Source organism: Amycolatopsis sp. NPDC057786 (assembly GCF_042797905.1).
Classification (GTDB): Bacteria; Actinomycetota; Actinomycetes; order Mycobacteriales; family Pseudonocardiaceae; genus Amycolatopsis.
This window is the reverse complement of record NZ_JBHVKW010000003.1, coordinates 186,216-211,438: the sequence shown is the minus strand read 5'-3', so window position 1 is coordinate 211,438 and position 25,223 is coordinate 186,216. Positions and strand designations below refer to the sequence as shown.

General features: G+C 68.9%; 22 protein-coding genes. 14 read left to right on the top strand and 8 right to left on the bottom strand.

All coding sequences use genetic code 11. The features are described from left to right. Positions 1-60: 60 nt before the first annotated feature. On the top strand, positions 61-642 hold the full coding sequence (locus ACFVM3_RS03965) for a YqgE/AlgH family protein (RefSeq protein ID WP_007032276.1): 582 nt from the start codon (positions 61-63) through the stop codon (positions 640-642). Here the strand turns inward: ACFVM3_RS03965 and ACFVM3_RS03960 are convergent. Further along, a complete protein-coding gene (locus ACFVM3_RS03960) occupies positions 639-1,061 on the bottom strand; it encodes an SdpI family protein (RefSeq protein ID WP_378435310.1) in 423 nt (140 codons plus the stop codon). The genes ACFVM3_RS03965 and ACFVM3_RS03960 overlap by 4 nt on opposite strands. Before the next feature lie 65 nt (positions 1,062-1,126). Here ACFVM3_RS03960 and ACFVM3_RS03955 point away from each other — a divergent pair, with 65 nt between their 5' ends. The 3 genes from ACFVM3_RS03955 (at position 1,127) to ACFVM3_RS03945 (ending at position 6,122) form a co-directional block, all read left to right on the top strand. Further along, positions 1,127-2,278, top strand: coding sequence for an esterase-like activity of phytase family protein (locus tag ACFVM3_RS03955; RefSeq protein ID WP_378435308.1), 1,152 nt, complete (start codon positions 1,127-1,129; stop codon positions 2,276-2,278). A 170-nt stretch (positions 2,279-2,448) separates the two neighbouring features. Continuing rightward, positions 2,449-5,295 carry a leucine--tRNA ligase gene (gene leuS, locus ACFVM3_RS03950; protein WP_378435306.1) on the top strand — a complete coding sequence of 949 codons (2,847 nt, stop codon included), beginning with the start codon at positions 2,449-2,451 and terminating at the stop codon, positions 5,293-5,295. 89 nt (positions 5,296-5,384) lie between these two features. Further along, positions 5,385-6,122 carry an SDR family oxidoreductase gene (locus ACFVM3_RS03945; RefSeq protein ID WP_378435305.1) on the top strand — a complete coding sequence of 246 codons (738 nt, stop codon included), beginning with the start codon at positions 5,385-5,387 and terminating at the stop codon, positions 6,120-6,122. On the opposite strand, the gene ACFVM3_RS03940 is transcribed toward ACFVM3_RS03945, so the two are convergent. Both ACFVM3_RS03940 and ACFVM3_RS03935 read right to left on the bottom strand, forming a co-directional pair. Further along, the gene (locus ACFVM3_RS03940; RefSeq protein ID WP_378435303.1) at positions 6,119-6,838 is read right to left on the bottom strand and encodes a TetR/AcrR family transcriptional regulator; all 720 of its coding nucleotides are present in this window, start codon (positions 6,836-6,838) and stop codon (positions 6,119-6,121) included. The two genes, ACFVM3_RS03945 and ACFVM3_RS03940, sit on opposite strands and share 4 nt — an antisense overlap. 29 nt (positions 6,839-6,867) lie before the next feature. Then, the gene (locus ACFVM3_RS03935) at positions 6,868-7,239 is read right to left on the bottom strand and encodes a hypothetical protein (RefSeq protein ID WP_378435301.1); all 372 of its coding nucleotides are present in this window, start codon (positions 7,237-7,239) and stop codon (positions 6,868-6,870) included. A gap of 191 nt (positions 7,240-7,430) precedes the next feature. On the opposite strand from ACFVM3_RS03935, the gene ACFVM3_RS03930 reads away from it, so the two are divergent. From ACFVM3_RS03930 to ACFVM3_RS03915, 4 genes are read left to right on the top strand one after another with little or no spacing between them, the layout of a single operon-like run. Continuing rightward, positions 7,431-7,979, top strand: a complete 549-nt coding sequence (locus ACFVM3_RS03930; protein ID WP_378435299.1) for a YbaB/EbfC family nucleoid-associated protein — start codon at positions 7,431-7,433, stop codon at positions 7,977-7,979. A gap of 24 nt (positions 7,980-8,003) precedes the next feature. Next, on the top strand, positions 8,004-8,345 hold the full coding sequence (locus tag ACFVM3_RS03925) for a hypothetical protein (RefSeq protein WP_378435297.1): 342 nt from the start codon (positions 8,004-8,006) through the stop codon (positions 8,343-8,345). Then, positions 8,338-9,432, top strand: a complete 1,095-nt coding sequence (locus ACFVM3_RS03920; protein WP_378435296.1) for a WXG100 family type VII secretion target — start codon at positions 8,338-8,340, stop codon at positions 9,430-9,432. The genes ACFVM3_RS03925 and ACFVM3_RS03920 overlap by 8 nt, the downstream gene beginning before the upstream one ends. Before the next feature lie 36 nt (positions 9,433-9,468). Beyond that, the gene (locus ACFVM3_RS03915) at positions 9,469-10,581 is read left to right on the top strand and encodes a DUF6346 domain-containing protein (protein ID WP_378435294.1); all 1,113 of its coding nucleotides are present in this window, start codon (positions 9,469-9,471) and stop codon (positions 10,579-10,581) included. Between the two features lie 55 nt (positions 10,582-10,636). Here the strand turns inward: ACFVM3_RS03915 and ACFVM3_RS03910 are convergent, their stop codons facing one another. After that, entirely contained in the window at positions 10,637-11,191 is a 555-nt protein-coding gene (locus ACFVM3_RS03910; RefSeq protein WP_378435292.1) for a hypothetical protein, read from the bottom strand. A 279-nt stretch (positions 11,192-11,470) separates the two neighbouring features. Between ACFVM3_RS03910 and ACFVM3_RS03905 the strand changes: the two genes are divergently transcribed. The 3 genes from ACFVM3_RS03905 (at position 11,471) to ACFVM3_RS03895 (ending at position 15,687) form a co-directional block, all read left to right on the top strand. Continuing rightward, positions 11,471-12,331 (top strand): ribokinase, encoded by an 861-nt coding sequence (locus ACFVM3_RS03905; protein WP_378435290.1) that lies wholly within the window; start codon positions 11,471-11,473, stop codon positions 12,329-12,331. Positions 12,332-12,399: 68 nt separating this feature from the next. After that, positions 12,400-14,040, top strand: a complete 1,641-nt coding sequence (ptsP, locus tag ACFVM3_RS03900; RefSeq protein WP_378435288.1) for a phosphoenolpyruvate--protein phosphotransferase — start codon at positions 12,400-12,402, stop codon at positions 14,038-14,040. A gap of 228 nt (positions 14,041-14,268) precedes the next feature. Next, entirely contained in the window at positions 14,269-15,687 is a 1,419-nt protein-coding gene (locus tag ACFVM3_RS03895) for an MFS transporter (protein WP_378435286.1), read from the top strand. Here the strand turns inward: ACFVM3_RS03895 and ACFVM3_RS03890 are convergent. Beyond that, positions 15,684-16,346, bottom strand: coding sequence for a DUF1707 domain-containing protein (locus ACFVM3_RS03890; RefSeq protein ID WP_378435284.1), 663 nt, complete (start codon positions 16,344-16,346; stop codon positions 15,684-15,686). The genes ACFVM3_RS03895 and ACFVM3_RS03890 overlap by 4 nt on opposite strands. A gap of 189 nt (positions 16,347-16,535) precedes the next feature. On the opposite strand from ACFVM3_RS03890, the gene ACFVM3_RS03885 reads away from it, so the two are divergent. Beyond that, the gene (locus ACFVM3_RS03885; protein ID WP_378435283.1) at positions 16,536-17,462 is read left to right on the top strand and encodes a hypothetical protein; all 927 of its coding nucleotides are present in this window, start codon (positions 16,536-16,538) and stop codon (positions 17,460-17,462) included. Between the two features lies 1 nt (position 17,463). On the opposite strand, the gene ACFVM3_RS03880 is transcribed toward ACFVM3_RS03885, so the two are convergent. The 3 genes from ACFVM3_RS03880 to ACFVM3_RS03870 are packed head-to-tail and all read right to left on the bottom strand — an operon-like array spanning position 17,464 to position 20,479. Continuing rightward, positions 17,464-18,123, bottom strand: a complete 660-nt coding sequence (locus ACFVM3_RS03880) for a response regulator (protein WP_378435281.1) — start codon at positions 18,121-18,123, stop codon at positions 17,464-17,466. Beyond that, entirely contained in the window at positions 18,120-19,286 is a 1,167-nt protein-coding gene (gene macS, locus ACFVM3_RS03875) for a MacS family sensor histidine kinase (protein ID WP_378435279.1), read from the bottom strand. The genes ACFVM3_RS03880 and macS overlap by 4 nt, the downstream gene beginning before the upstream one ends. After that, on the bottom strand, positions 19,283-20,479 hold the full coding sequence (locus ACFVM3_RS03870) for an AI-2E family transporter (protein WP_378435277.1): 1,197 nt from the start codon (positions 20,477-20,479) through the stop codon (positions 19,283-19,285). Before ACFVM3_RS03870 ends, macS begins: the two co-directional genes overlap by 4 nt. 278 nt (positions 20,480-20,757) lie before the next feature. Between ACFVM3_RS03870 and ACFVM3_RS03865 the strand changes: the two genes are divergently transcribed. Together ACFVM3_RS03865 and ACFVM3_RS03860 are read left to right on the top strand one after the other, a co-directional pair. After that, positions 20,758-21,768, top strand: coding sequence for a hypothetical protein (locus tag ACFVM3_RS03865; protein ID WP_378435275.1), 1,011 nt, complete (start codon positions 20,758-20,760; stop codon positions 21,766-21,768). A gap of 195 nt (positions 21,769-21,963) precedes the next feature. Beyond that, entirely contained in the window at positions 21,964-25,203 is a 3,240-nt protein-coding gene (locus tag ACFVM3_RS03860; RefSeq protein ID WP_378435273.1) for a PE-PGRS family protein, read from the top strand. Positions 25,204-25,223 lie beyond the last annotated feature (20 nt).

The following is a 25,223-nucleotide window of genomic DNA, read 5'->3' as shown; positions in this document are numbered from 1 at the left end:
GGTGCTCGTGATGCTGTTGTTCCCAGAGCCGGACGATTTGTCTCCGCTCGAAGTGGGATCATGGCGGATGTGCCAGCGGACGCCGAGGTCGAACCGGGAACGCTCCTGGTCGCCGCCCCCACGATGTTCGATCCCAACTTCAGGCGGACCGTCGTGTTCGTCATCGATCACCGGGACGAGGGAACGCTCGGCGTCGTGCTCAACCGGCCGAGTGACGTCCCGGTGTACGACGTGCTCCCCAACTGGGGCGGGCACGTCGCCGAACCGCAGTCGGTGTTCGTCGGCGGTCCGGTGGAGAAGAAGACGGCGTTGTGCCTGGCCGCGCTGCGGACCGGTGAGACGGCGTCCAGCGTGCCCGGCGTGATCGCCGTCCGCGGCCCGGTCGCGCTGGTCGACCTCGACACCGATCCCGAGATCCTGGTGCCGAAGGTCCGCGGTGTGCGGGTCTTCGCCGGATACGCGGGCTGGGACTCCGGCCAGCTGGCGAACGAGATCGAACGCGACGACTGGGTGATCGTCCCGGCGCTGCCCAGCGACGTCCTCGCTTCGCCGCACCACGACCTGTGGGGTCAGGTGCTGAGGCGTCAGGGCATTCCGCTGGCGCTGCTGGCCACCCACCCGGGAGATCTTCAGCGCAACTAGGCGGTGGCGGTGTCGGCCTTCTTGAAGACGCCGCAGGTGCCGCACGCGCAGCCACTGCAGCCGGCGGGCCGCTCCGGCTCGGGTTCCGGCACCGTCGCGGCCGCGCGGTTGCCGAGCACTCCCCCGGCCGCGACCAGCGCGATCATCGCGATCACGCCCACGAACGAGGCGAGCAGCAGCCCGAACGTCGTCGGCATGACCAGCGCGGCGATCCCCGCGAGCACGGCGATCACGCCGCCGGCCAGCGTCGGGACCCCGGCGACCTTGTTGCCGAGCCGGAAGGCGTCCTCACTGCGCATCGTGGCGGCGGTGCGCACGCCGGCGCCGCGGTCACGCGGCAGCTTCTCGCGCAGGCCGAGGAACCCACCCCAGCCGACGAGGACACCCAGCACGATCGGGACCAGCGCTATGACGAACACTCCACGAGGATAAGCGTGACGTTCCGGCAACCTGCCGGATACCCTGATCGACTGTGCTACAGGCCATGTCACGCCGAGTTCTAGCCACTGCCCTGATCGGGGCCGTCCCCCTCACCCTGATGGCCGCACCCGCCGCCGAAGCGGGTCACCGTCCGCTTCGCCTGATCGGGGAACAAATCGTCCCGAACGCCCTGCCCTACGAAGGCACGGTCGTCGGCGGCCTGTCCAGCATCGATTTCGACCCCCGCACCGGCGAATACGCGCTGATCTGCGACGACCGCTCCGCCCTCAACCCGGCGCGGTTCTACACGGCGAAGTTCTCCCTCGACGCCAAGGGACTCGGCCCGGTCACCTTCACCGGCACCAAGCCGCTCCTGCGTCCCGACGGCACGCCGTACCCGCCGCTCGCGAAGAACGACCCCGCGCAGCCGCCGAACATGCAGACCATCGACCCCGAAGAGCTGCGTGTCGACCCCTGGACCGGCCGGTACGTCTGGTCCCAGGAGGGCGAGCGGTCGGCGGCGGCGCGGATCGACCCGTCGATCCGCGAGGCGGAGCGCGACGGCTCCTACGTCCGTGACCTGCCCATTCCCGCCAACGAGAAGATGACCGAGACGACGGGGCCGCGGCAGAACCTGGCTCTCGAAGGCCTCACGTACGCGGGCTTCGGGTCGTTGGTCGCCAGCTCGGCCGAGGGCCCGCTGCTGCAGGACGGCCCGGAAGCGACCACCACGTCGGGCGCCCTTTCGCGCATCACGCTCCAGTCGCGGTTCGGGCCGGTCCTCGCGCAGTACGCGTACCCGCAGGAGAAGGTCTTCGCGTCGCCGAACCCGCCCGGCGCGTTCGCGACCACGGGCATCTCGTCGCTGCTGGCCGTCGACCAGGCCGACCCGACGCGCTACCTGGTGATGGAGCGTTCGTTCGTCACCGGCGTCGGCAACAAGGTCCGCATCTACGAGATCGACACCAAGGGCGCCACGAACATCCTGAAAACGCCCTCGTTGGCCGACGCGAAGAAGGTCAAGCCGGTGAAGAAGCGCCTGCTCGCGGACCTCGCGGACTTCAAATTGTCCACTGTGGACAACATCGAGGGGATGACCTGGGGGCCGCGCCTCCCGAATGGCGAGCGCAGCCTGGTGCTGGTCAGCGACAACAACTTCTCCGCGACGCAGGTGACCCAGTTCATCGCTCTGGCGGTCCCCTCGGAACGCCTTTGACCAGCGGGTTAGACTGGACCCATGAACACGGCTCGGCTGCTCCTTAGCCTGCCGCGCTGAACTCGGCCCCACGGCCGGGACCAGCGCGGCGACCCCTCATGCCCTCCGGGCTGAGGGGTCGAGTTGTTTCTGGAGTGGCTTGACGTGGATGAGCACGGAGGATTTCGGCGATGAACCAGGCGAGCGAAGGCGCCGACGCGGCACCTCAGCACCGCTACACGGCGGAGCTGGCGGGCCAGATCGAGCAGCGCTGGCAGGACTACTGGTCCGACCACGGCACCTACCACGCACCGAACCCGGTGGGCCCGCTCGCGGACGAGAGCGGAGAGGTCCCGTCGGACAAGCTGTTCGTCCAGGACATGTTCCCGTACCCGTCGGGCGCGGGCCTGCACGTCGGGCACCCGCTGGGCTTCATCGCGACCGACGTCTTCGCGCGGTATCACCGCATGATCGGCCGCAACGTGCTGCACACGATGGGCTTCGACGCCTTCGGCCTGCCCGCCGAGCAGTACGCGGTGCAGACGGGGCAGCACCCGCGCAAGACGACCGAAGAGAACATGGAGACCTACCTGCGCCAGATCCGGCGCCTGGGCCTGGGTCACGACGAACGTCGCCGGATTTCGACGATCGATCCGGACTACTACAAGTGGACCCAGTGGATCTTCCTGCAGATCTACAACTCCTGGTACGACGAGAAGGCGGGCAAGGCCCGGCCGATCGTCGAGCTGGAGACCGAGTACGCGCAGGACAAGCGGCGTACGCCCGATGGCCGCAACTGGTGCGAACTGACCCGCGCCGAGCAGCTGAAGATCATCGACTCGCATCGCCTGGTCTACCTGTCCGAGGCGCCGGTGAACTGGTGCCCCGGCCTGGGCACGGTGCTGTCGAACGAAGAGGTCACCTCCGAGGGCCGCAGTGAGCGCGGCAACTTCCCGGTCTTCCGCCGCAACCTGCGCCAGTGGATGATGCGGATCACCGCGTACGCCGACCGGCTGGTCGACGACCTGGACCTGCTGGACTGGCCCGAAAAGGTCAAGTCCATGCAGCGCAACTGGATCGGCCGCTCGCACGGTGCGCGTGTGTCGTTCGAAGCGGGCGAGCAGAAGATCGAGGTCTTCACCACCCGCCCCGACACCCTGTTCGGCGCCACGTATCTGGTGGTCGCGCCCGAACATCCGCTGGTCGACGAACTGACCGCCGCCACCTGGCCGGAAGGCGTCGACGCCCGCTGGACCGGTGACGCGGCGACGCCCGCCGAAGCGATCGCCGCCTACCGTGCGGCGGCGGCGCGGAAGTCCGAATTGGACCGTCAGGAGAACAAGGAGAAGACCGGCGTCTTCACCGGCTCCTACGCGGTGAATCCGGCCGACGGCAAGGAGATCCCGGTCTTCGTCGCCGACTACGTCCTGATGGGCTACGGCACCGGCGCGATCATGGCGGTCCCCGGCCAGGACACCCGTGACTGGGAGTTCGCCGAGAAGTTCGGCCTGGAGATCATCCGCACGGTTCAGCCGACGGAAGGCTTCGACGGCAAGGCGTTCACCGGCGACGGGCCCGCGATCAACTCCGGGTTCCTGGACGGCATGGGCGTCGACGAGGCCAAGAAGACGATGATCGGCTGGCTGGAGGAGAACGGCCACGGCCGCGGCACCGTCCAGTACAAGCTGCGCGACTGGCTGTTCTCGCGTCAGCGTTACTGGGGCGAGCCGTTCCCGGTCGTCTACGACGAGGACGGCCAGGTCCACCCGCTGCCGGACAGCATGCTGCCGGTCGAACTGCCCGAGGTCGCCGACTACTCGCCGGTGACCTTCGACCCGGAGGACAGGGACAGCACGCCGTCCTCGCCGCTGGCGCGCGCCACCGAGTGGGTCGAGGTCGAGCTGGACCTGGGCGACGGCAAGAAGACCTACCGCCGCGACATCAACACCATGCCGAACTGGGCGGGCTCCTGCTGGTACCAGCTGCGGTACCTGGACCCGACCAACCCGGACGTGTTCGTCGCGCCGGAGAACGAGTCCTACTGGGTCGGCCCGCGTCCCGCCGAACACGGCGTCGACGACCCCGGCGGCACGGACCTGTACGTCGGCGGTGTCGAGCACGCGGTGCTGCACCTGCTGTACTCGCGGTTCTGGCACAAGGTGCTGTTCGACCTGGGCCACGTGTCGTCCAGGGAGCCGTACCGGAAGCTGTTCAACCAGGGCTACGTCCAGGCGTACGCCTACACGGACGCGCGCGGCGTCTACGTCCAGGCCGACCAGGTCGAGGAGCGGGACGGCAAGTTCTTCTTCGGCGACGAAGAGGTCAAGCAGGAATACGGCAAGATGGGCAAGAGCCTGAAGAATGTCGTGACGCCTGACCAGATGTCCACCGACTACGGCGCCGACACCTTCCGCTTCTACGAGATGTCGATGGGTCCGCTGGATGTCTCGCGGCCATGGGCGACCAAGGACGTCGTTGGCGCGCAACGGTTCCTGCAGCGGCTGTGGCGCCTGGTCGTCAACGAGGAGACCGGCGAACTGCGTGTGTCCACTGTGGACGCCACGGACGAGGATCGCAAGCAGCTGCACAAGACGGTCGCCGGCGTTCGCGAGGACTACGCGGAGATGCGATTCAACACGGCCGGCGCGAAGCTGATCGAGCTGAACAACTACGTCACCAAGACCTATGGTTCGGCCGAGGCCACGCCGCGGGAACTGGTGGAGCCGCTGGTGCTGATGCTGGCGCCGCTGGCCCCGCACCTGGCCGAGGAGCTGTGGAAGCGGCTGGGGCACGCGGATTCCCTGGTGCACGGGCCGTTCCCGGTCGTCGACGAGAAGTACCTGGTCGAGGACTCCGTGGAGTACCCGATCCAGGTCAACGGCAAGGTGCGCTCGCGGGTCACCGTGCCCGCCGACGCGGGCAAGGACGCCGTGCAGGCGGCCGCGCTGGCCGACGAGAAGGTCGCCGCGCTGGTCGGCGACGGCACGCCGCGCAAGGTGATCGTCGTGCCGGGACGGTTGGTCAACATCGTGCTGTAACGCCGTGGCTGAAAGCCGCCAGCGTCGAGGGTCGTGAGGCGATTCGATGGAGTTGTTCAAGGACAACGAAATCGAACGGAGAACACCCCATGACCCTCGACGGCAAGGTGGCTTTGGTGACCGGCGGCAGCCGCGGAATCGGTGCCGCCACGGCGATCCGGCTCGCCGAGGACGGCGCCGACGTCGCGCTCACCTACCAGAGCAACGCCGAACTCGCGGCCGGTGTCGTGGACCGGATCAAGGCGCTCGGCCGCCGCGCGCTGGCGATCCAGGCCGACAGCGCCGACGCCGCGGCCGTGGTTTCCGCGGTCGACACGGCGGTCGCCGAGTTCGGCAGGCTCGACGTGCTGGTCAACAACGGAGGCATCGGCTTCGTCGGCCCGCTCGACCAGACGAGCCTGGAGGACATCGACCGCGTGCTCGCGATCAACGTCCGTGGTGTCTACGTGGCCACCCAGGCCGCGGCCAGGCACCTCGGCGACGGCGGGCGCGTGATCACCATCGGCAGCTGTGTCTCGGACCGCGTGCCCGGGCCAGGGATGTCGCTGTACGCGGTGAGCAAGACCGCCCTGCTGGGCATGACCAAGGGGCTGGCCAGGGAACTGGGACCGCGCGGTATCACCGTGAACATCGTCCACCCCGGCCCGACCGACACCGACATGAACCCGGCCGACGGCCCGTACGCCGCCGACCAGCGGAGCATGACGGTGTTCGACCGCTACGGCTCCCCGTCGGAGGTCGCCGCGACCGTGTCGTTCCTGGCGCGGCAGGAAAGCAAGTACGTGACCGCGGCGACCGTTTCGGTCGACGGCGGGCACGCGGCCTAGTCGGTGGACAGGCCGATCTCCCGCGCGAGATCGGCCAGCATCGCCTCGAAGAGGACGTCCGGTTTCGAGAACGGGATCGGATAGTTGCCGAAGACCTCGAGCGTGACGTGCCCGTAGAGCCGGGCCCAGAACTGGATCATCAGGTACGTCACGCCGAGGTCGAGCTTTTCGAGCGGGAACGTCGCCCCGGACTCCTTCAGCACGGCGAGCAGTTCCTCTTGGAAGGCCGTGAGGTCGTCGCGCAGTTCGACGGGGACCACGTCGTTCGACGGCGTCACCAGATCGTGCGTCGCGAGCACCTGCCCCGCCGCCGCGAGGAAGATCCGCCCGAACGGCTCGTCCAGCCTGCTCAACGTGTCGTCGCCCGCGGGCGACGCGAAGACCAGCGTGAACTCCTTGGTGTGCGTGAGCGCCCACCGCCGGAATCCCTTGCAGATGGCGAAAAGCTGCAACGCGCCCTCGTCCGGCAACTGAGCGATGTCCTCGGCGAGCCCGGCCGCCAGATCCGCCACGACGTCCGCGCGAAGATGCTCGACCAGATCGTCACGGGAACCGTAGTAGCGGTACAGCGCCGGCGCCGTGATGCCGAGCTCGCGCGCGATCGCCCGCAGGGTCACGGCCTCCGGGCCCCGCTCGACCAGGAGCGCCCGCGCCGTCCGGCGGATGTCCTGATCGGTCGCCGCCCGCTCGCGGCCCCTGCGGCTGGGGTTGGTCATCCGGGCATTCTAGGTGGTCAGTGCGGGGATTACCCCAGAAGGCGAGCCTGGAGCCTGGTGAGTGGCCGGAGCGCGAGGAAGATCGGAACGGCCATCCCGGCGGCGATGAGCAGATGCACGATCCACGCGCCCGCCAGCGTCGGCCCGCCCCACGTGCCCTCGGGGTCGCTCCCTGTCCAGAAGAGCCCGTAGGTCGCGATGCGCCCGACGAGGTAGAAGAGCAGCAACGCGAGCAGGAACGCGACCGCGCTCGGACCGAAGGCCACCACGAACCGCGGCCGGGACCCGCCCTCCCACCCGAGCCAGCGCCGCGCGAGCCCGCGCTGGACCTTCGCGCCACCGAGGTACCCCGGCAGCACGAGAAGCGCGTAGACCGCTCGTTTCCAGTCCGAAATCGTCATAACGGACACGCTAGGCGCAGCTGACCTGCGGGAACATCGGGTAAACCGTCGGATCGGGTGGGGAAAACCGGAGGGTCGCTGTGGTGATCCACACGACCGGGGTGCGGATCTCCGCCAAACGTTCCCCGATGTCAGACGGGTATGCCACACTCGGTCGCCGAACGGCTACGACGTGAACAGGGGAGGTTCGCGTGTCGAACCCTGAGCAGCTCTTCGCTGATTTCGAGGCCAAACTGGCCGACGCCCAGCGAAAGGCGAATCAGATGCGCACCGAGATCGAAAGCGTCTCGGTGTCCGAACGCAGCAAGGACGGCCAGATCTCGGTCAAGGTCAACCACGCGGGGAATCTCGTCGGCCTGGAGATCGGCCCGTCCGTGCGGGACAACCCCGCGCTCGCACAGGAGATCCTCCGCGTCGTCCAGAGCGCGCAGAGCAAACTCGCGGGCGCGATGCAGACCGGCGTGCCGTCGATCGCGGGCACCGAGACCATGAACGAGCTGGTCAGCCAGTTGCACAACGAATACCCGGAACCCGAACCGACGGGCTTCGTCGAGGGCGGCCACCAGGAGATGGACGAGGACGACCGCTTCGTCGCCGAAGACGAACTCGACGCTCCGCCGCCCCCTCCCGCGCCGAAGCCGCCCGCTCCTCCGGCTCCACCCGCGCCACCGCGCGCCGCGCGGCGGCAGCAGACGGACCACGAGGACGACTACTTCACCGGCGGCGACTTCCTGCGCTGAGCGGGTTCTTGAGGGAGGGGAAACATGGTCCAGCCACAAGGCGACCAGGGCTTCAATGTAAATCCGGACCAGATCGACGAGCACGCCAAGCAGGTCGCGACGACGCTGGAAACCATTCAATCGGCGCTGGCAGCCGATCAGCAAAGTCGGATCCAGGCTGGAGATTTCGGTTTGATCGGGCAGCTCGTAGCTCTCGACGTCTGGTGCAGCAGCACCGCTGACAAGGCGGCAGAAGCGCTTAAGAGCGCTGTCGATGCGGGCGAGCATCACGTCACGACAGTGCGAAAATGGGCTCAAGCGCGTCGGGTCGACGAGGAGTCGGCGACTGAGCTGATCAACCGCTCGGGTCAGGTGCGGCATGGCTGACGGAGAGAACAGCATCCTCCATGCCGCCAAGGAGGAGACCGATTCCGAGAAGAGGCCCGTCGATAGCTTCCTCGAAGGCGCGGGTGCGATTCAGGATACCTATGGCGGCATCGAAAAGCTGGCTCAAGGTGACTGGACCGAAGGCCTGCTGAGCTTGGGTTCGGCCGGATTCGACGCCGCGTCGATGATCACCAGTGGTGGAAATCCGCTCGAGACTCTCTTGAGTTGGGGCCTGGGGTGGGTCATCGAGCACGTCGACTTCCTGAAGGAGCCTCTCGACTGGCTCACAGGCAACCAGGACGCGCTCGATCTCGAGGCCCAGAAGTGGACGGCCATCAGCAAGAAGGTCCAGGAGACGGCTGAACAGCTGACAGCCGAGGTTCGGAAGAACACCGTGGGCTGGACCGGTGCGGTGGCCGACCGCTACCTCGAATACGTTCAGGAACAGTTGCATTCGTACCGAGCACTGTCCGACGCCGCACGTGATGCCGGCGCCGTCGTCGAGGTCTGCAAGATCATCCTCGATGTCGTTCGGACGGTGATCCGTGACCTCATCACGGACACTTTGGCGAAGATCATATTCATTCTTATGCGCTATCCCCCGCCTGGGTACCCCGCCGCCCTGGCGGCCGAGGGGGTCCCTTTCGCCATCAAGAAGGCGGGGGAATCCCTTACGTGGGTTCAAAAGCTTCAACGAGCGTTCGCCAACGCCATCGCACTGCTGAAAAAACTGGACGTCGTATTCGTCGACTTGGTGAAGAAGTGGGCCAAAGATGGCGGCAAGTACGTGGCTGACGTCGTCAGCCACGTCGGTGGCGTTGCGATGCAAGCCGGTCTGGACACGTTGGGCGGCGTCGGTAAAGCAGCTGTCAAAGAAGTGGTCAAGGGTGCGCTGGATTACGGCGCGTCGACCGAGAACAGTGAAAGTGCGGACGACGAAAAAGAAGATGAGGAGAAGACCACGATCGACCCGAGGAAATCCGGGGTGGTCGGCAGTGGTGCTGCTCCCGCGTCATCCGGAGTGCGGCAAGAGGAGAAGCCCATCTTCGGGCAGCAGGGTGGACAGAGGATCTCGGGGTCGCTGTAGTGGCAACACCGTTCGACGATTGCTGGTGAGGCGGCTTTGAATTCGTTCGCGAAGGGACTGTCCGCCTCACTCGCCGTACTCATTCTGGCCTTGGGGCTGGCGCTGCTCCCGGCTCTCACGATCCACCGGCTGGCCGCGGCGCCGGTAAGCCTGACAAGCTGGTCGGACGAGGACAAGGACGGCACGGCTTCGGTGACCTCCTGTGTTGCTCGTGGCCCGATCGGCCTCGGCGGTGTCGGGTACTACTGGGTTTGCACGGCGGACGTCGCCACCGACGCCGGAACGCGGACCGGCATGGAGTTCGAAGGCGAATTAACGCCGGGCGATCAAGGGAAACCGGTCGCCGTCATGGACGACGACGGAAAATGGAAACGTAACGTCGCTCATCCGTACTGGTTCTTGGAGTACGTTTTCGGCGCTTATCTTTTCATCTTCATGTTCATCGCGGTGGTTGTGGCCGGTGCTGTCTATTCAGAGTTCAAGAAGGAAGACCCTGACGGGAGTGCTGCGGAAGCGGCGACGACTTCGGTGGATCTGCCGGTCAGACATCATGAGGCGCATGAGAGCAACCCGAGCTGGGTGAAGGTCGGTGCCATCCTGGGATTGCTATTGGCAGCACTGGGGATCTTCATCGGTTGGCTGGTCTTCGACGTGCGAATCGGCGGCTTTTGGGACCCGGCCTATCTGGTCGCGGGAACGATCTTCGCGGTCGGTGCGACAATCGTGTTCTACGGTCTCAGAAGGAAGGAGCCGCTGAAGGAGGCGACGTTCTTCGTGGAGCCTGACGGGCTGACGGTAGAGACCAGCGATGGCCGGGGGGCCTTGTTGGCCTGGTCGACCCTGGAGCGGATCGTCTTCGATCAGCCTCGTGCTATGCGGTTCCGGAGTGTCGTTTCGGTCCTCCTCGTTCCGGTTCCTTCGAAGCGGGATGGTCTTCATGGCTGGATCCGAACGTATTTTCGAGGAGTGGGCACAAGCTTCGGATACGAGTTGTCACCCGGAGTGCCTCGGGCGGCGGCCGCGACGTTCTCGGACCTGATCGAGCAACATCGTCCTGGTCTCACCCGGTGGCCTCGGCGCGAGATCCGGCGGTGGGGCTTCGGGCTGTTCGGACTCGTCGATCGATTCCGTCGGACCGAACGCCGGTAGGACGTGAGAGGAATATGCGGAAGGCCGAGAGCGTCGATGTTCGAGCGGAAAGCGGCTAGCCCAGCGAATCCAGCCAACTGCTCGCGGCCAGCATGGATAACAGCTCTTTGGCCATTTTCCTGGCTGGACCGCTGTCCGACCGGTCGTCGGCGATGGTCCGCAACACATCCGCCGCGGCCCGGATCCTGTGCTCGATCGCCTCGACCAAGTCCACCGGCTGGTCGTCTTCATCCCGGTAGCTCGCATATCCGGGTTCAGGCGCGAAACAACCCCACCAGTCCAGCAACACCGTCAAAGCCTCGGCGCGCGGCTTTCCCGGTCGATCCCGGACGACTCGCAGCAGGACTGTCACGGCGGGGACAGCGGCCGGATAAAGCGTTCCCGCGTGATCGTTGCTCACCGCGCCTGCCAAGCGGCCGACCGCCAAGGCAGCAGAACTGTCCTTCGATGCGGGTGTTTCCAGCGTTGCGACCGCGCCGGCCGCTTCTGCTGGCCGGTACCACTCCGGGCCGGGAAGTGCAGACCAGTTCCCCGGGTTCATCGCCTCACTGTCTTCATGGTCTGACAGCTTCGGCGCCGCCGAAGCCGGGGCGCCGCCGGCGCCGATCACTCGGGGGGCTACGTGATCGACGCCGGCGACCCGATGCCCTCTTCCCGGCACCGGCCGGGATCGGGGCAACGTCACCGCTCGGAAGCGGCAACGCATCTCAAGAGCGGGCGTGATCGCCGAAGTGACGCCCGGGGGAAGGTTATCCCCCGAAAGAGTGACGGCGTTCCGCTGCTCGCCTGATTGTCGCACTACGCGGCGAGAAAGTTACAAAGTTCTTCACATCTTCGCCCGGAGAAGGGCCATGCTCGGACAACTGCTGGTCATGGCATCGTTTCCTCCATGACTTCTCAGGTGCTGGTCATCGGGTCCGCCAATGCCGATCTCGTCGTCCCGGTCGACCGGCGGCCAGGTGGTGGCGAAACCGTACTGGGCGGCGATACGGTCCTGTCGCCGGGTGGCAAGGGCGCCAACACCGCGGTCGCCGCGGCGAGGCTCGGCGCCGACGTCGCGTTGCTCGGGGCGGTCGGCGACGACCCGTACGGCGAGCTGCTCAAGCGGTCGCTGGCCGAGTCCGGGGTGAACACGGACTCGCTGCGCACGAGCGAGCGTCCGACGGGGATCGCGTACATCACGGTCACGCCCGACGGAGAGAACTCCATTCTCGTCTCGCCCGGCGCGAATTCCAGCCTGCGGCCCGAGGACGTCGACCTCGACGGCGCCGAGATCGTGGTGTTGTCGCTGGAGATCCCGCTCGAAACCGTCGAGCACGCCGTCGTGCAGGCCGTTGAACACCAAGTGAAGACGCTGCTGAACCTGTCACCGGCGGCCGAGCTTTCCGCGAAGACGCTTCAGGGGCTCGACGTGCTGCTGGTCAACGAGCACGAGGCTGCCTTCCTTCTCGGTGGCGACGCAGATTTCCCCAAGCTGCTCGACCTCGGTCCGAAGGCCGCTGTCGTGACGCTCGGCGCGAAGGGGGCGGCGGTGGTGACCGCGGACGGGGTGACGGAGGTGCCGTCGCCGAAGGTCGAGGCCATCGACACGACGGGCGCCGGTGACGCCTTCGCCGGGGCACTCGCCACCTCGCTCGCGAAGGGCGACGAGCTGGCCGACGCGGCGCGCAAGGCGGTGAAGGTGGCGGCGATCACCGTGACCCGCCAGGGCGCGCAGCCCTCGTATCCGACGGCGTCCGAACTGGAATGATGCCTGCTTCTGTGTTCTGCTGGTGGCTATGAGCCAGGTCACGCCGCCTATGAGATATGGTCTAGACCATGCCGTCTGAGTCACTGTCCGGGGTCGCCGTCAGTCCCGGCCGCGCGAGCGGTCCTGTCGTCCGGGTCGCCGAGCCGCTCGGCGAACCCGCGAGCACGCCGGCACCGGCCGATCCCGCCGCCGAGGCCGCCCGGATCGCCCCGGCCGCGCAGATCGTGGCGGGCAGGCTCGAGAAGCTCGCCGAGACGGCGACGGGTGAGGCCGCGACGATCCTCATCACGACCGCGGCGATGGCAGCTGACCCGGCGCTCGTCTCCTCGGCGGAGCAGCTCGTCAAGGACCAGAACCTGCCCGCACCGCGTGCGGTGCACCAGGCGGCGGGCAAGTTCGCCGACGCGCTCGCGGCCGCGGGCGGCTACATGGCCGAGCGGGCCCGCGACGTCCTCGATGTGCGAGACCGGCTCATCGCCGAGCTGCTCGGCATCGCGCCTCCCGGCGTTCCCGACCTCGACTCGCCGAGCGTGCTCGTCGCCCGCGACCTCGCGCCCGCCGACACCGCGGGCCTCGACCCGGACAAGGTGCTCGCGCTCGTCACCGAAGAGGGCGGTCCGACCAGCCACACCGCGATCCTCGCCCGCGCGCTCGGCATTCCCGCCGTCGTCGCGGTCCGCGGCGTCCTCGCGCTCGACGCGCAAGCGCTTGCGGTGGACGGCGACACCGGCGTCGTCGAGGTCGCGGACCCGGACGCCGAGATCGTCACAGCCACCAAGACCGGCGCGATCGAGTGGGACGGCACCGGTGCGACCGCCGACGGCCACCGGGTGAAGGTGCTCGGCAACGTCGGTTCCGCCACCGACGCCCAGGCGGCCGCCGAGGCGGGTGCGGAAGGTGTCGGCCTGTTCCGCACCGAGTTCTGCTACCTCGACGCGTCCGCCGAGCCGAGCGTCGAAGAGCAGCGCAAGGCTTACACCGACGTGCTCACGCCGTTCCGCGGCAAGCCGGTCGTCGTCCGCACTCTCGACGCGGGCGCCGACAAGCCTCTCGCGTTCCTGGAGCCCGAGGACGAGCCCAACCCGGCGCTCGGCGTACGCGGGCTTCGCGTCGCATTCGACCGGCCTGAGATCCTCGACCGTCAGCTCGAGGCCATCGCGGGTGCCGCGCAGGACTCCGGAGCCGACGTTTCGGTGATGGCGCCGATGGTCGCCACCGCCGACGAGGCCGCCTGGTTCGCCGAGCGCGCCCGCGCCGCCGGAATCGCCCGCGTGGGCGTGATGATCGAGATCCCGGCCGCCGCGCTGACCGCCCGCGAGATCCTCGACGCGGTCGACTTCGTCTCGGTCGGCACCAACGACCTCGCGCAGTACACCTTCGCCGCGGATCGCCAGCTCGGCGCGGTCGCCAAGCTCAACGACCCGTGGCAGCCCGGGCTGCTGCGCCTGCTGAAGGTCATCGGCCAGGCCGCGAAGGACACCGGCAAGCCCGCCGGTGTCTGCGGTGAGGCCGCCGCCGACCCAAGGCTCGCGCTGGTGCTCGCCGGGCTCGGCCTGACCAGCCTTTCGATGAACGCGCCCGCCGTGCGCGCGGTCGGCGCGAGCCTGGCGGCCACGACGCTGGCCGAATGCGAGTCACTCGCCGACGCGGTCTTGGCCACGTCGGACCCGGTCGCCGCCAGGCAGGCAGTGGATTCTGTCGGGCGCTGACGAAAACCCGCCGAAGGGGCGCCGTTTCGTACACACCTCACGTGAGTGCGAAGGCGCCCCTTCATCGTGTTCTCGTGGGCCTTCGGCCCAAAAGAGGGCGCCCTAGGGGAGACGCGAAGCGGTAGCAAAGGTCCCTTGCTCCCCAAACTGGATCAGGGAGCATGTCGAAATCCGGTCCACCACTTCGACGCACAGGTGAAGTCACCGAAGCGACGAAAGGACCGGACCATGACGACCACCATGACCCCGACGCGGGCTGGACGCCGGGAATGGGTCGGGCTGGCCGTGCTGGCCCTCCCCACCTTCCTGGTCTCCCTCGACGTCTTCGTGCTGATCCTCGCGCTGCCGAAGCTCAGCCAGAGCCTCGGCGCGGACAGCGTCCAGCAGCTGTGGATCATGGACGTCTACGGCTTCATGATCGCCGGCTTCATGGTCACCATGGGTACCCTCGGCGACCGCATCGGCCGCCGGAAACTGCTGCTCATCGGCGCCACGGCGTTCGGGCTCGCCTCCGTGCTGGCCGCGTTCTCGACCACCGCGCTGATGCTCATCGCCGCCCGCGCGCTCCTCGGGATCGCCGGTGCGACGCTGGCGCCGTCGACGCTCGCCCTGATCAGCAACCTGTTCTCCGACAGCCGCCAGCGTTCGCTCGCGATCGGCATCTGGGCGGGCTGCTTCACCGTCGGCGCGATCGTCGGGCCGATGGTCGGTGGCGTGCTGCTGGAGCACTTCTGGTGGGGGTCGGTGTTCCTGCTCGGCGTCCCCGCGATGGTCCTGCTGCTCGTCGTCGGCCCGAAGCTCCTGCCCGAGTACCGCAACGAGAACGCCGGCCGCCTCGACCTGGCGAGCGTCGCGCTTTCGCTGGTCACGATCCTGCCCGCGGTCTACGGCATCAAGGAGCTCGCTCGCGAGGGTGTGCACGTGGTCCCGGTGGCCTCGCTGCTGATCGGCCTTGGCTTCGGCGCGGTGTTCGTGCGGCGCCAGCGAACCCTCAGCGACCCCCTCATCGACCTGACGCTGTTCCGCGGCCGTGCGTTCTCGACGGCGCTGGGCGGGATGTGCGCGTTCTCCATGCTGGGCGGGACGACCATGCTCTTCGTCGCGCAGTTCTTCCAGATCGTGCTGGAGCTGTCGCCGGTCGGCGCCGCGCTGGCGTTGCTGCCGGGCATGCTCGCGTCGACCGTCAGCTTCCTGGTCGCGCCGGTTCTCGCCCGCCGCGTCCGCCCCGCGACGCTGATCGCCACCGGCCTGGCGGGCGCGATCGCCGGATTCCTGCTGCTGACGCAGGTCGAGGCGGGAGCCGGACCGCTGGTGCCGTCGATCGCCTTCGCCATCACCTGCCTGTGCGGCGGTCCGCTGATCACCCTGGGCACGGATCTGGTCGTCAGTTCGGTGCCGCCGGAGAAGGCCGGTTCGGCGGCCTCGCTCTCACAGACCGGCAACGAGTTCGGGTACGCGCTGGGCATCGCGACCGTCGGGACGCTGGGCAACGCGGTCACCCAGTCCCGGCTCGCCGACGCCGTCCCCGCGCACGACGCGTTCGCCAGCGGGATGCACGCGGTGTCCGGGCTGGCCGCGCTGGTGCTGGCCGCGGTCGCGTACTTCGTGCTCCGGCACCTGCGCCACGTGCGCCCCGTGGGTGCCTAACCGAAGAAGCCCCGCCGCGGGTACTTGATGATCAGCGACCCCCCGTGCACGCGCCCGGTGATGACGAACCGGGGCGTGCCGGGGCGGCCGTTCGACCGCGTCCGGTCGTCGAGGTTGCCGAACTTGATGTCGGTGATCGAATTGGTGTCGACGGCGCCGTTCTCCGGGATGGTGATCTCCACCGGACCCCATTTGGCCTGCAGCTCGATATGCACCACCGGATGCCGGATCTCGGCCTGGGAGAAGTCCAGTTTCGTGGCGCCGTACTTGTTCCGGATCACCATCGACTCGGGGACCAGCCAGTTCCCGTTGCGCTGCAACGCCGAGTACTTGCCGTTCAGCTCCATGACCTGCCCGGACGGCTGCGCGTAGGCGTGCTGCCCCGGCGGCGCCCACGGGTTCTGCTGCTGCCGCGGCACCATCCCCGCCTCGGGGTGCACCAGGCCGGGCAGATCCGTGAGCACCGCGTTCAGCTCACCGCGGGTCTTCGAGGCGAGGGCGCGGTCGGTCCGTTCGGTGAACTCGTCGAGGTTCAGCATCCCGAGGCCGATCGCCTTCTGCAGGACCTCGACGACGTGTTCCCGCTCCGCGTCGGAGACCCGGATGTCCCGTCCGCTCAACGGCTTGGTCTCGGTCGTCGGCTGCTCTTCCTCGCCCATGCCTGGAATGGTAGAACCGGATCTCACGCGCGAGATCGGGGAAATACCCTGAACAGACCCGCATTTCTCCCCTGTGCCGCCCTGCTGGCTGCTGTCCTGCTGCTGGCCGGTTGCACCGTCGAAGCAGATCCGCCGGAAGCCGTCCCGGTGCCGACGCCCCCACCTGCGTCGAAACTCGAAGGCGAATCGGTGGACTACGCGGGGTTCCGCCTGATCATGTCGACGTCGCCGCCATCGGTGCTCGATCCCGCCACCGGCGCCACCACGCCGCTTCCCGGCGCTCCGGGCGGAGACCGGGTCAACGACGTCCTCCGCGTCGGCAAGTTCCCGGTCGTGTTGTCGGCCGCGCGCTGCGGGCCGTCGTGCCTGGAGCCGTCCGAAGTGCTCGTCTACGGCGACCCCGAGAACCAGCCGTGGAAGCTGGGCAAGGCCCGCAGCGTCGCCCCGTCGGCCGACGAGAGCGGCGTCTGGCTGATCCGCGACGACGGCAACGACCTCTGCCGCCTCCAGTACGTCTCCCTGCTCGGCGCGGAACGCGATCGCGGACGTCCGGCGAGCTGCACGACGGCCGTGCGCCAAGAGGTGCCGAAGGGGCTGCTGATCACAGTGAACAGCGGGACGGCGAGCGCCGAGGACGTGCTGATCGATCCCGCCACCGGCCGCGCCGTGCACCAGTTCCCCCGGGTGCTGGCGATCACCAAGGAGCGGCTGCTGCTGGCCGAACTGACCGAGTTCTCCGTCCTGGACCTGCGCAACGATCAACGGACCCGGGTCTCCCGCCCGGTGGCCGACGGCACGCCCGGCATGGTGGTGCCGAGCCGCGACGGCTACCGGGTCGCCGTGCTGTTCGGCGACCCCGCGTGGGCGGGGACGGCGACGCAGACGGCCGACGTCTGGGTGCTCGCCCTCGACACGCTGACCTGGACACACGCGCCCGCGATGCCGATCGCGGCCGACCTCAAACGGGTCGCGATCGAGTGGACCGAGAACGACGACCTGGTGATCGCGACCGACGTCGTCGCGAACTGGCGGCTCGACCGGCCGCGCTGGACGGTCGTCAAGACCCCGTTGCCCGCCGAGCGGAACCAGCGGGTGGTCGCCGTCGCCCAGGGCTGAGCTACTCCTCGTCCAGCCCGTGCTCGATGGCGTAACGAGCGAGTTCGACACGGTTGTGCAGCTGGAGTTTCCGCAGCGTCGACTGGACGTGGTTCTCCACCGTCCGATGCGAGAGCACCAGCTTCTCGGCGATCTGCCGCGCCGTCATCCCCTTCGCGACCAGGCGCAGGACGTCGGTCTCGCGTTCGGTCAGCCGCGGCGGCGCCGGCCCGTCGTCCGGCGCGTCGGCCATGCGGCGGTACTCGCCGAGCACGAGCCCCGCTAGTCCGGCGGTGAACACCGGGTCGCCCGCCGCGGTCCGCTTGACCGCGTCCACCAGTTCGCTCGCCGAGGCCGATTTCACCAGGTAGCCGGACGCCCCGGCCTTGACCGCCTCGAGGACGTCGCTGTGCTCGCCGCTCGCGGACAGCACCAGCACCTTGGTCGACGGCAGTTCCGAGGTGATCTCGCGGGTGGCGTCGACGCCAGAGGTCTCGCCGAGGTTGAGGTCCATCAGCACGACGTCGGGCCGGACCGTGCGCGCGATCCGCACCGCGGCGGGCGCGTCCGGCGCGGTGGCCCGCACGTCGAAACCGTGCTCGGCCAGGTCGCGCGCGACCCCGTCCCGCCACATCGGATGATCGTCGACCACCATCACCGAGACCTGAGCCTCATCGGTCATCGCTTTCCCCTCGCCGCGACTGGAACCTTGATTTCCCATTCCGTGCCCTGGCCGGGCGCGGTGTCCAGGGCGGCACTTCCGCCCAGATCCCGCACGCGCCCCTTGATGGACTCCGCGATACCTAGATGTCCCTCGGCCGCCGCGCGTTCCAAAACGCCGGGCGCGATTCCCGGCCCGTCGTCGCGAACGCTGACGACGACCTCGGTGCCGAGGTCCTCCAGCAGCACCCAGGCGTGCGCCTCTTCGCCCGCGTGTTTCTCGACGTTCGACAGCGCCTCGCGCGCCACGGCCACCAGCTCCGACGTCACGTGTTCGGGCAGCTGGACCTCGCCCGCGGGCGTCGAGACCTGCACCGACGGCGTCGCGAGCAGCTGCAGCGCGGCACGGAGGTCGGTGGTCCCGTTCTCGCTCGGATGTGTCGGCTCGGTGGTGACCAGCGCGCGCAGCGCGATCTCCTGCTCACCGGCCAGTTTCGCCAGCTCGGCGGCCTCCCCGCCGAATTCGGCGCCGCGTTTGCGCACCCTGGCGAGCACCTGGAGGACGCTGTCGTGGATCGAACGGGCGAGCCGCTCCCGTTCGGCCGTCGCGGCTTCCATCCGCAACGCCCTGGTCAGCGCGTCCGCCGACCGGCGCGCCATCGTGGCGGCCAGACCGATCACGAACCCGCTCGCGGTCAGCAGGAAGCCGTCCCGCGCGACGTCGACGTCGAACCGCCAGCGCACCAGGCCGGTGACCACCGAGACCACCAGTCCGGCGAGCACCCCGCCGACCGCGCCGAACCGCGTGCCGGCGGCCGCGGGCGGGACCGCCGCCCACACCGTCGTGATGAGCGGGATGTTGGCGTCGAACTGCGCGGGGGTCAGGATCCACGCCGACGTGAACATGACGGCGACGGTGAGCGCGAGATCGACGCCCACCAGCCACGGCCAGCGGCTCGACGGCCGCGCGTACAACACGCTGCTGACGATCGTCCACACCGTCATCGCGCCGAACGACGTCCACGCCAGCCACTTGTTCGCGTAGCCGTCGTAATGGACGACGAACGAGCCGAGCGCGAAGAGCAGCGTCGTCACGCGAAGCACGATCACCCCGCGCCACAGCGGAGTGGCCGGGTCCCGCGTGCCGAGCGCCGAGACGGCGCGCCAGAGCGGGGTCTCGGTCATGACTTGGCTTCGGACTCTTCCCCGGCATCGTTCGGTTGTGCCGCCTGATCCCGCAGGACGTCGATCTCGGCCGGATCGGGATCGTGTTCGTGGAGCAGCGACCGGATCCCCGCGTTGAGCACCGCGAGCAGCGGCACCGAGAGCAGCGCGCCGGCGATCCCGGCGGTGACGAGACCGGCGGTGATCGCGAGCACGACGGCGAGCGGGTGCAGCTTCACCGCGCGGCCGAGCAGGATCGGCTGCAGCACGTGGCTTTCCAGCTGCATGACGCCGATGACGATGGCCAGCACGATCAGCGCGCCGACGATGCCCTTCGTCACCAGCGCGATCAGCACCGCGACCGCGCCCGCGATCACGGCGCCGATGATCGGGATGAAGGCGCCGAGGAACACCAGCGTCGCCAGCGGGATCACCAGCGGGACGCCGACGATCGCCAGCCCGATGCCGATGCCGACCGCGTCGACCACGGCCACCGCCGCGGTCGCGCGCACGTAGCTGACCAGCGACGCGAAACCGCGCCGCCCGGCGACGTCGACCCGGTTCCGCACGCGGCCAGGCACACCGCGGACCAGGAACTTCCAGATCTGATCGCCGCCGGAGAGGAAGAAGATGAGGATGAACAGCGTCAGGATGAAACCGGTGACGATCTCGCCGACCGTGCCCGCGGTGGTGAGCGCGGTCGTGGTGATCGACGCCTGGTTGTTCTGCAGGAAGCTGATCGCCTGGTTGATGAACTCCTGGATCTGCTCCTGGCGAAGGTGCAGCGGCCCGTCGATGAGCCAGACCTTGATCTGGTTGAGGCTCTCCGTCAGCTGCTTCTGCAGTTCGGGCAGGCCGGAGGAGAACTGCGCGACGACGAACGTCAGCAGCCCGCCGAGGACGGCGAGCCCGGCGATCAGCACTATCCCGGCCGCGAGCCCGCGAGGGAATCTCAGCGTCGTCAGCTTGGAGACCGCCGGCGCGAGCAGCGCGGCGAGCAGCAGCGCGATCGACAACGGGATCACGACGACCGACAGATAGCCGATCAGGAACACGATGACGTAGAGCGCGGCGATCACCACGATGAAACGCCACGACAACGCCGCGCCGATCCGCAGCCCGCGGGGCACCAGGTTGGTCACGTCTTCGGTGGACTCGGAGAGGAACGGATTCGCCGGGTCGAATTCCGGCTGTTTGCGCTGGGGCTCGCTCACGCGCCCACCGTATCGGTCCGAGGCGACGTTTCCCGGCCATTCCGGGCGACGCGCACGGGGCGAATTCGCCCGATGCGACGCTTGACACACCACCTGCGGATCAACTCTGGAGTAACCGGGCTCCGCCAGCCTTGATCACGCATCGTGATTTCGGGCTACACCGTGTGTTCTTCACACGATCGTGCCATCAAGGTGGTTCAAAGTCGCGCGGGCCTTCCGCACTTTGCTTACCTCGGTCCCGCAACCACGAACGGCATACCGACGCGACAGGAGACCGAGTGACGAACGCGGCGAAGAACGAGGGGCGGGGCGCGGCGCGCTTCGGCCGTCTCGCTTCGCGTGCGCTGTTCGTGCTCGGCGGCGCCGTCGCCGGTTCCGCCGTCGCGTGGGCCGCTTCGGGCGCTTCCGCTTCCGCGGACATCGCCCCGGTGGTCTCCACTCCCGAAACCAGCGTCACCCCGGTCACCGACGCCACCGCGGCCGGTTTGACCGACGTCTCCCATGGCGCGTCGAAGTTCGCGGGTGACGTCGCCGGTGCGATGTGCGGCGGCGGCCAGCAGGACGCCACCACGTGGTCGATGCCCACCGAGAACGAGTCCGCTTCCGCGAAGCACCACTGCGGCGACCTCCGCGCCGACCGGCACGAGGTCTCGACGCGCGTCAGCGACGCGGTCACCGACTTCGCGGACGACTCGGTGGTCACCCCGGTCAAGCGCACCCTCGGCGCCGTCGAGCACATCGTGCGCAAGCCCCAGGACACCCGCCAGGTGCTGGACGAGACCATCGCCCCGTCGCCGGACTTCGGCCGCAAGGTCTGGGATCTCCTCGACCCGAACGGACACGGCGACCTCGTCCCGGAGCTGCCGGTCGGCGAAACCCCGGTGAACCCCGAGTCACCGCTGGACACCGTCGGCGCCGGTGAGCAGATCACCGACTTCGCGCAGCTGGCGACGACCCAGTTCCCCGCTTCCCTCGAAACCGTCCTCCCGATGCCGGCCGTCGTGCAGCAGCACGGTGCCTTCGATCAGGTCGAGGACGCCCCGTCGCGTGACGGTCACCGCGGTGACTTCCCGCGTCCGCTCACCCCGGCGCCGCTTCCCGCCGCGCCTTCCTTCCCGACTGTCCCCGGCGGCGGCACCGCCCCCGGTGGTCACCTCGACGGCCTGACCCACGGCGTTCCCGCCTGGGTCGCCGCCGCCGTCGAGCGTTCCCTGACCGGCTACGCGCTGGCAGGCACGCGGTACATGCCGCTCACCCCGGGCTCGCAGCCCGGCGTCACTCCCGACTGAACACCTCCCTCCGCGGGGTAGCCGACGCGCCTCACGCCTCCCGATTCCGGGCTTGGCTTCGCGTCCGCTCCTGATCCCCCCGCGAAACGGCGGTGCGCTTTTGTGCGCCCGCGATCGCTCCACCCCCCTCTGGTGCCTGTTCGAAGGCACCTCCTCGAACCCGAAAGGGAACCCGAAATGAAGGAGAAAAACCCCATGCAATCCTGGGCAAAGCGCGGACTCCAGACCGCGTTGGTCACGGGTGGGTTGTTGATGCTGGGCACCGGCATCGCCTCGGCTGACGAACACGTCAACCCCGACACCCCGGCCTCGCCGCTCGACGCGAACGTCACCGTTCCCGTCCAGATCGACAACAACGCCGTTGGCACGCCCCTCGGCCAGGCCGACCTCCCCGGCTACGAGGGCGAGATCAGCACCAAGGCCGTCACCAAGCCCGTCTCGGACGCGCTGGACTCGGCTTCCTCGCCGGGCAGCGGCACGGACGGCATCGGCGGAGGGCTTCCGTCCCTCCCGTCCACCGGCGCCGTCCCCGCGCCGCTGGCCGCCAAGGACTCGGCCCGTCAGGTCAGCGGTGGGATGACCGAGGGTGGCTTCACCACCACGGACGACATCCTCAAGGGCAACAAGGTGGTCGGTGACGTCGTCGTCCCGATCCAGATCGTCGACAACGCCATCGGCGTGATCGGCGACGCCGAGGTCGAGGGTGGCACCCACGACCAGACCTGGTCGCACAACCAGGACGTCGAGACCACCGGTGAGGACTCCAGCCTCGCCGGGAACGTCGTGTCCCTCGACTGGGCGCTGCCCGTGCAGATCGCCGGCAACGGCGGCGGGCTCGCCGGCGGCACCGGCCGCGTGGTCGGCGGTTCCGCCAGCCAGAGCACCACCGAGACCGGCAACATCACCACCGACGGCGAGGGCTCCGCCCTGTCCGGCAACGTGGTGGCAGGCCAGTTCGCCACCCCGGTCCAGGTCACCGGCAACGCCGCGTCCTGGATCATCGGCAACGCCAACAGCTCCGGCTACGAGGCCGAGACCGAGGCCACCTCCGGCGGCTGGGTCGAGACCGACGGTGACGACTCCGCCCTCGGCGGCAACGTCGGCGCGGTGCCGATCGCCCTCCCGGTGAAGTTCAACGACAACGCGGCCGCCGCGTGGGGTTCGCTCGCGAACTCCAACAGCAGCTCGTCGGCGGACGCCACCGCCGGTGACACCACCCCCGGCTGGAGCGACGTCCCCAGCTACGTGCAGACCGAGGGCGAGAACTCGGCCGTCGGTGGTAACGCGATCGTGCCGCAGACCGCGGACGTCGCGAACGTCGGCGGCGTGGCCGCCAGCTGGATCGGCCTCGCGAACACCGGCACGGAGGGCGGGACCAGCCAGTCCAGCACCGTCGACGCCGGTGGCTTCGTCAGCACCGAGGGCGAAGGCTCCGCCGGTGGCGGCAACATCGTCGACCCGGCCGTGGCCGCTCCCGTCGAGGTGACCTGCGTCGCGGGCACCTACATCGGCGGCGCCAACGTCGCCTCGTGCGAGAACACCGTCGACGCGAACGCCGGCAACGGCAGCCACACCACGGGTGACGACTCCACCCTGGCGGGCAACATCGTCAACACCCAGGCCGCGCTGGCCCCCGAGGTGTTCGGCGTCGCCGGCTCGCACATCGGACAGGCGACCGCCGAGGCGTCCGAGACGAAGACCGTGACCGCGGGTGCGTACGACGGCACCACCGGCAACGACTCGTCCGGCTCTGGCAACATCATCCAGGTCCCGGCCGCCGTTCCGGCCGAGATCTTCGGCGTCGGTGGCTCGTTCATCGGGCAGAGCACCGCCTCGGCCGAGGAGACCAAGGTCGTCTCCGGTGGCGGCGGCGGGAACACCGCCGACGACAACGGCTTCCTCAGCTCCAACCTGGGCACCGTGCCGGTTTCGCTGCCGGTGCAGGCGTTCGGGATCGGTGGCGCGTTCATCGGGCAGGGCCACGGTGCCGCCGACGGTGACACCACCTCCAACGCGGGCGGCGACGTCCACGCGACCGGTGACGGTGGCGCGGGCTCGGGCAACCTGGTCTACGGCCCGGTCTCCCTGCCGGTCCAGGCGCACAACTTCGGCGCCGTGCTCGGCGGTATCGCTTCGGGCACCGGCTCGAACCTGACCGACTCCAACGCGGGTGGCGACGCCACCGCCACCGGTGAGAACGGCGCGCTGGCGGGCAACATCGTCCAGTCGCCGATCGGTGGCGCCGTCCCGATCACGGGTCACGGCGTGGCCGGTGCGGGTATCGCCGAGGGCACCAGCGTCAACGACGTCGTGTCGTCCGCCGGTGGCGACGCCACCACCAACGGTGACAACGGCGCGGTCGCGGGCAACATCGTCGGCCCGCAGCTCCTGCCGCTGGTGCCGTTCGCGCACGACGCGGTTTCGGTCGCGGGTATCGGCACCGCTCAGGGCACCGACACCATCGACGCTGCTTCGGGCGGGGACGTCGAGACCTCGGGCCTCGACGGATCGCTCTCGGGCAACATCCTCGACCTGCCGACCGCCGTCGACACCAAGCTGTTCGGCAACGCGATCGCCGCGCTCGGTGGCGTTTCGAAGACCACGTCGGACAACGTCACCCTCGGCCAGGTCGGCGGCGACAGCGTCACGGACGGCAGCGGAGAGGCCCTTTCCGGGTTCAACTTCCACCACCCGTTCATCTTCGTGATCCCGCTGGACAGCCACGAGATCCCGGTGCTGGCCATCGCGGAGTCGACCACCACGGACCTGACCGAGATCAACGGCGAGGACCACAGCCGCGCCTTCACCGACGCGGTCGGTTCGGAGATGCCGATCGACGCGCTGCCGACGCTGCCCTTCGGTGCGGCGGCTCTGCCCGCGGCTCCCGCGGTTCCGTCGCTGAACGGTGCCGGCACCCTGCCGACCACCCCGGCGATCGGTGGCGCCCGCGCCGACGGTCCCCAGGTGGCCACCCTGCCCGTGCAGGTGGCCGGCCTGACCGCGCTGAAGCAGCTGCAGACCGTCCCGGCGACGCTGCCGAAGTCGGAACTGCCCGAGCTGCCCGGCACCCCCGGCCTGCCCGGTCTCCCGGCTCTGCCGAAGACCCCGGGTCTGCCCGGTGACGCCGCTCGTGCGGACGCGCCCAAGGTCGCCCAGCTGCCGACCCTCCCGGCGCTGACCAACGGCCTGCCCACCACGGGCAAGCTGCCGGTGCAGCTCCCGGCCGCCGGCAACCTGCCCACCGCGGGCGCGCTGCCGACCGCGGGCGCGCTGCCGGTGCAGCTGCCCACGACGGGCACCCTGCCCGCCGTGAACAGCACCCCGGCGATGCCGACCGCGCAGGTCCCGGCTCTGGCCGGCGTCGACTCGTCGCCGCTGAGCATGTTCCAGCGTTTCATCGGCACCCTGACCGGCAAGAAGTTCCACACCATGTGAACCTGCCAGTCGGCTAACGC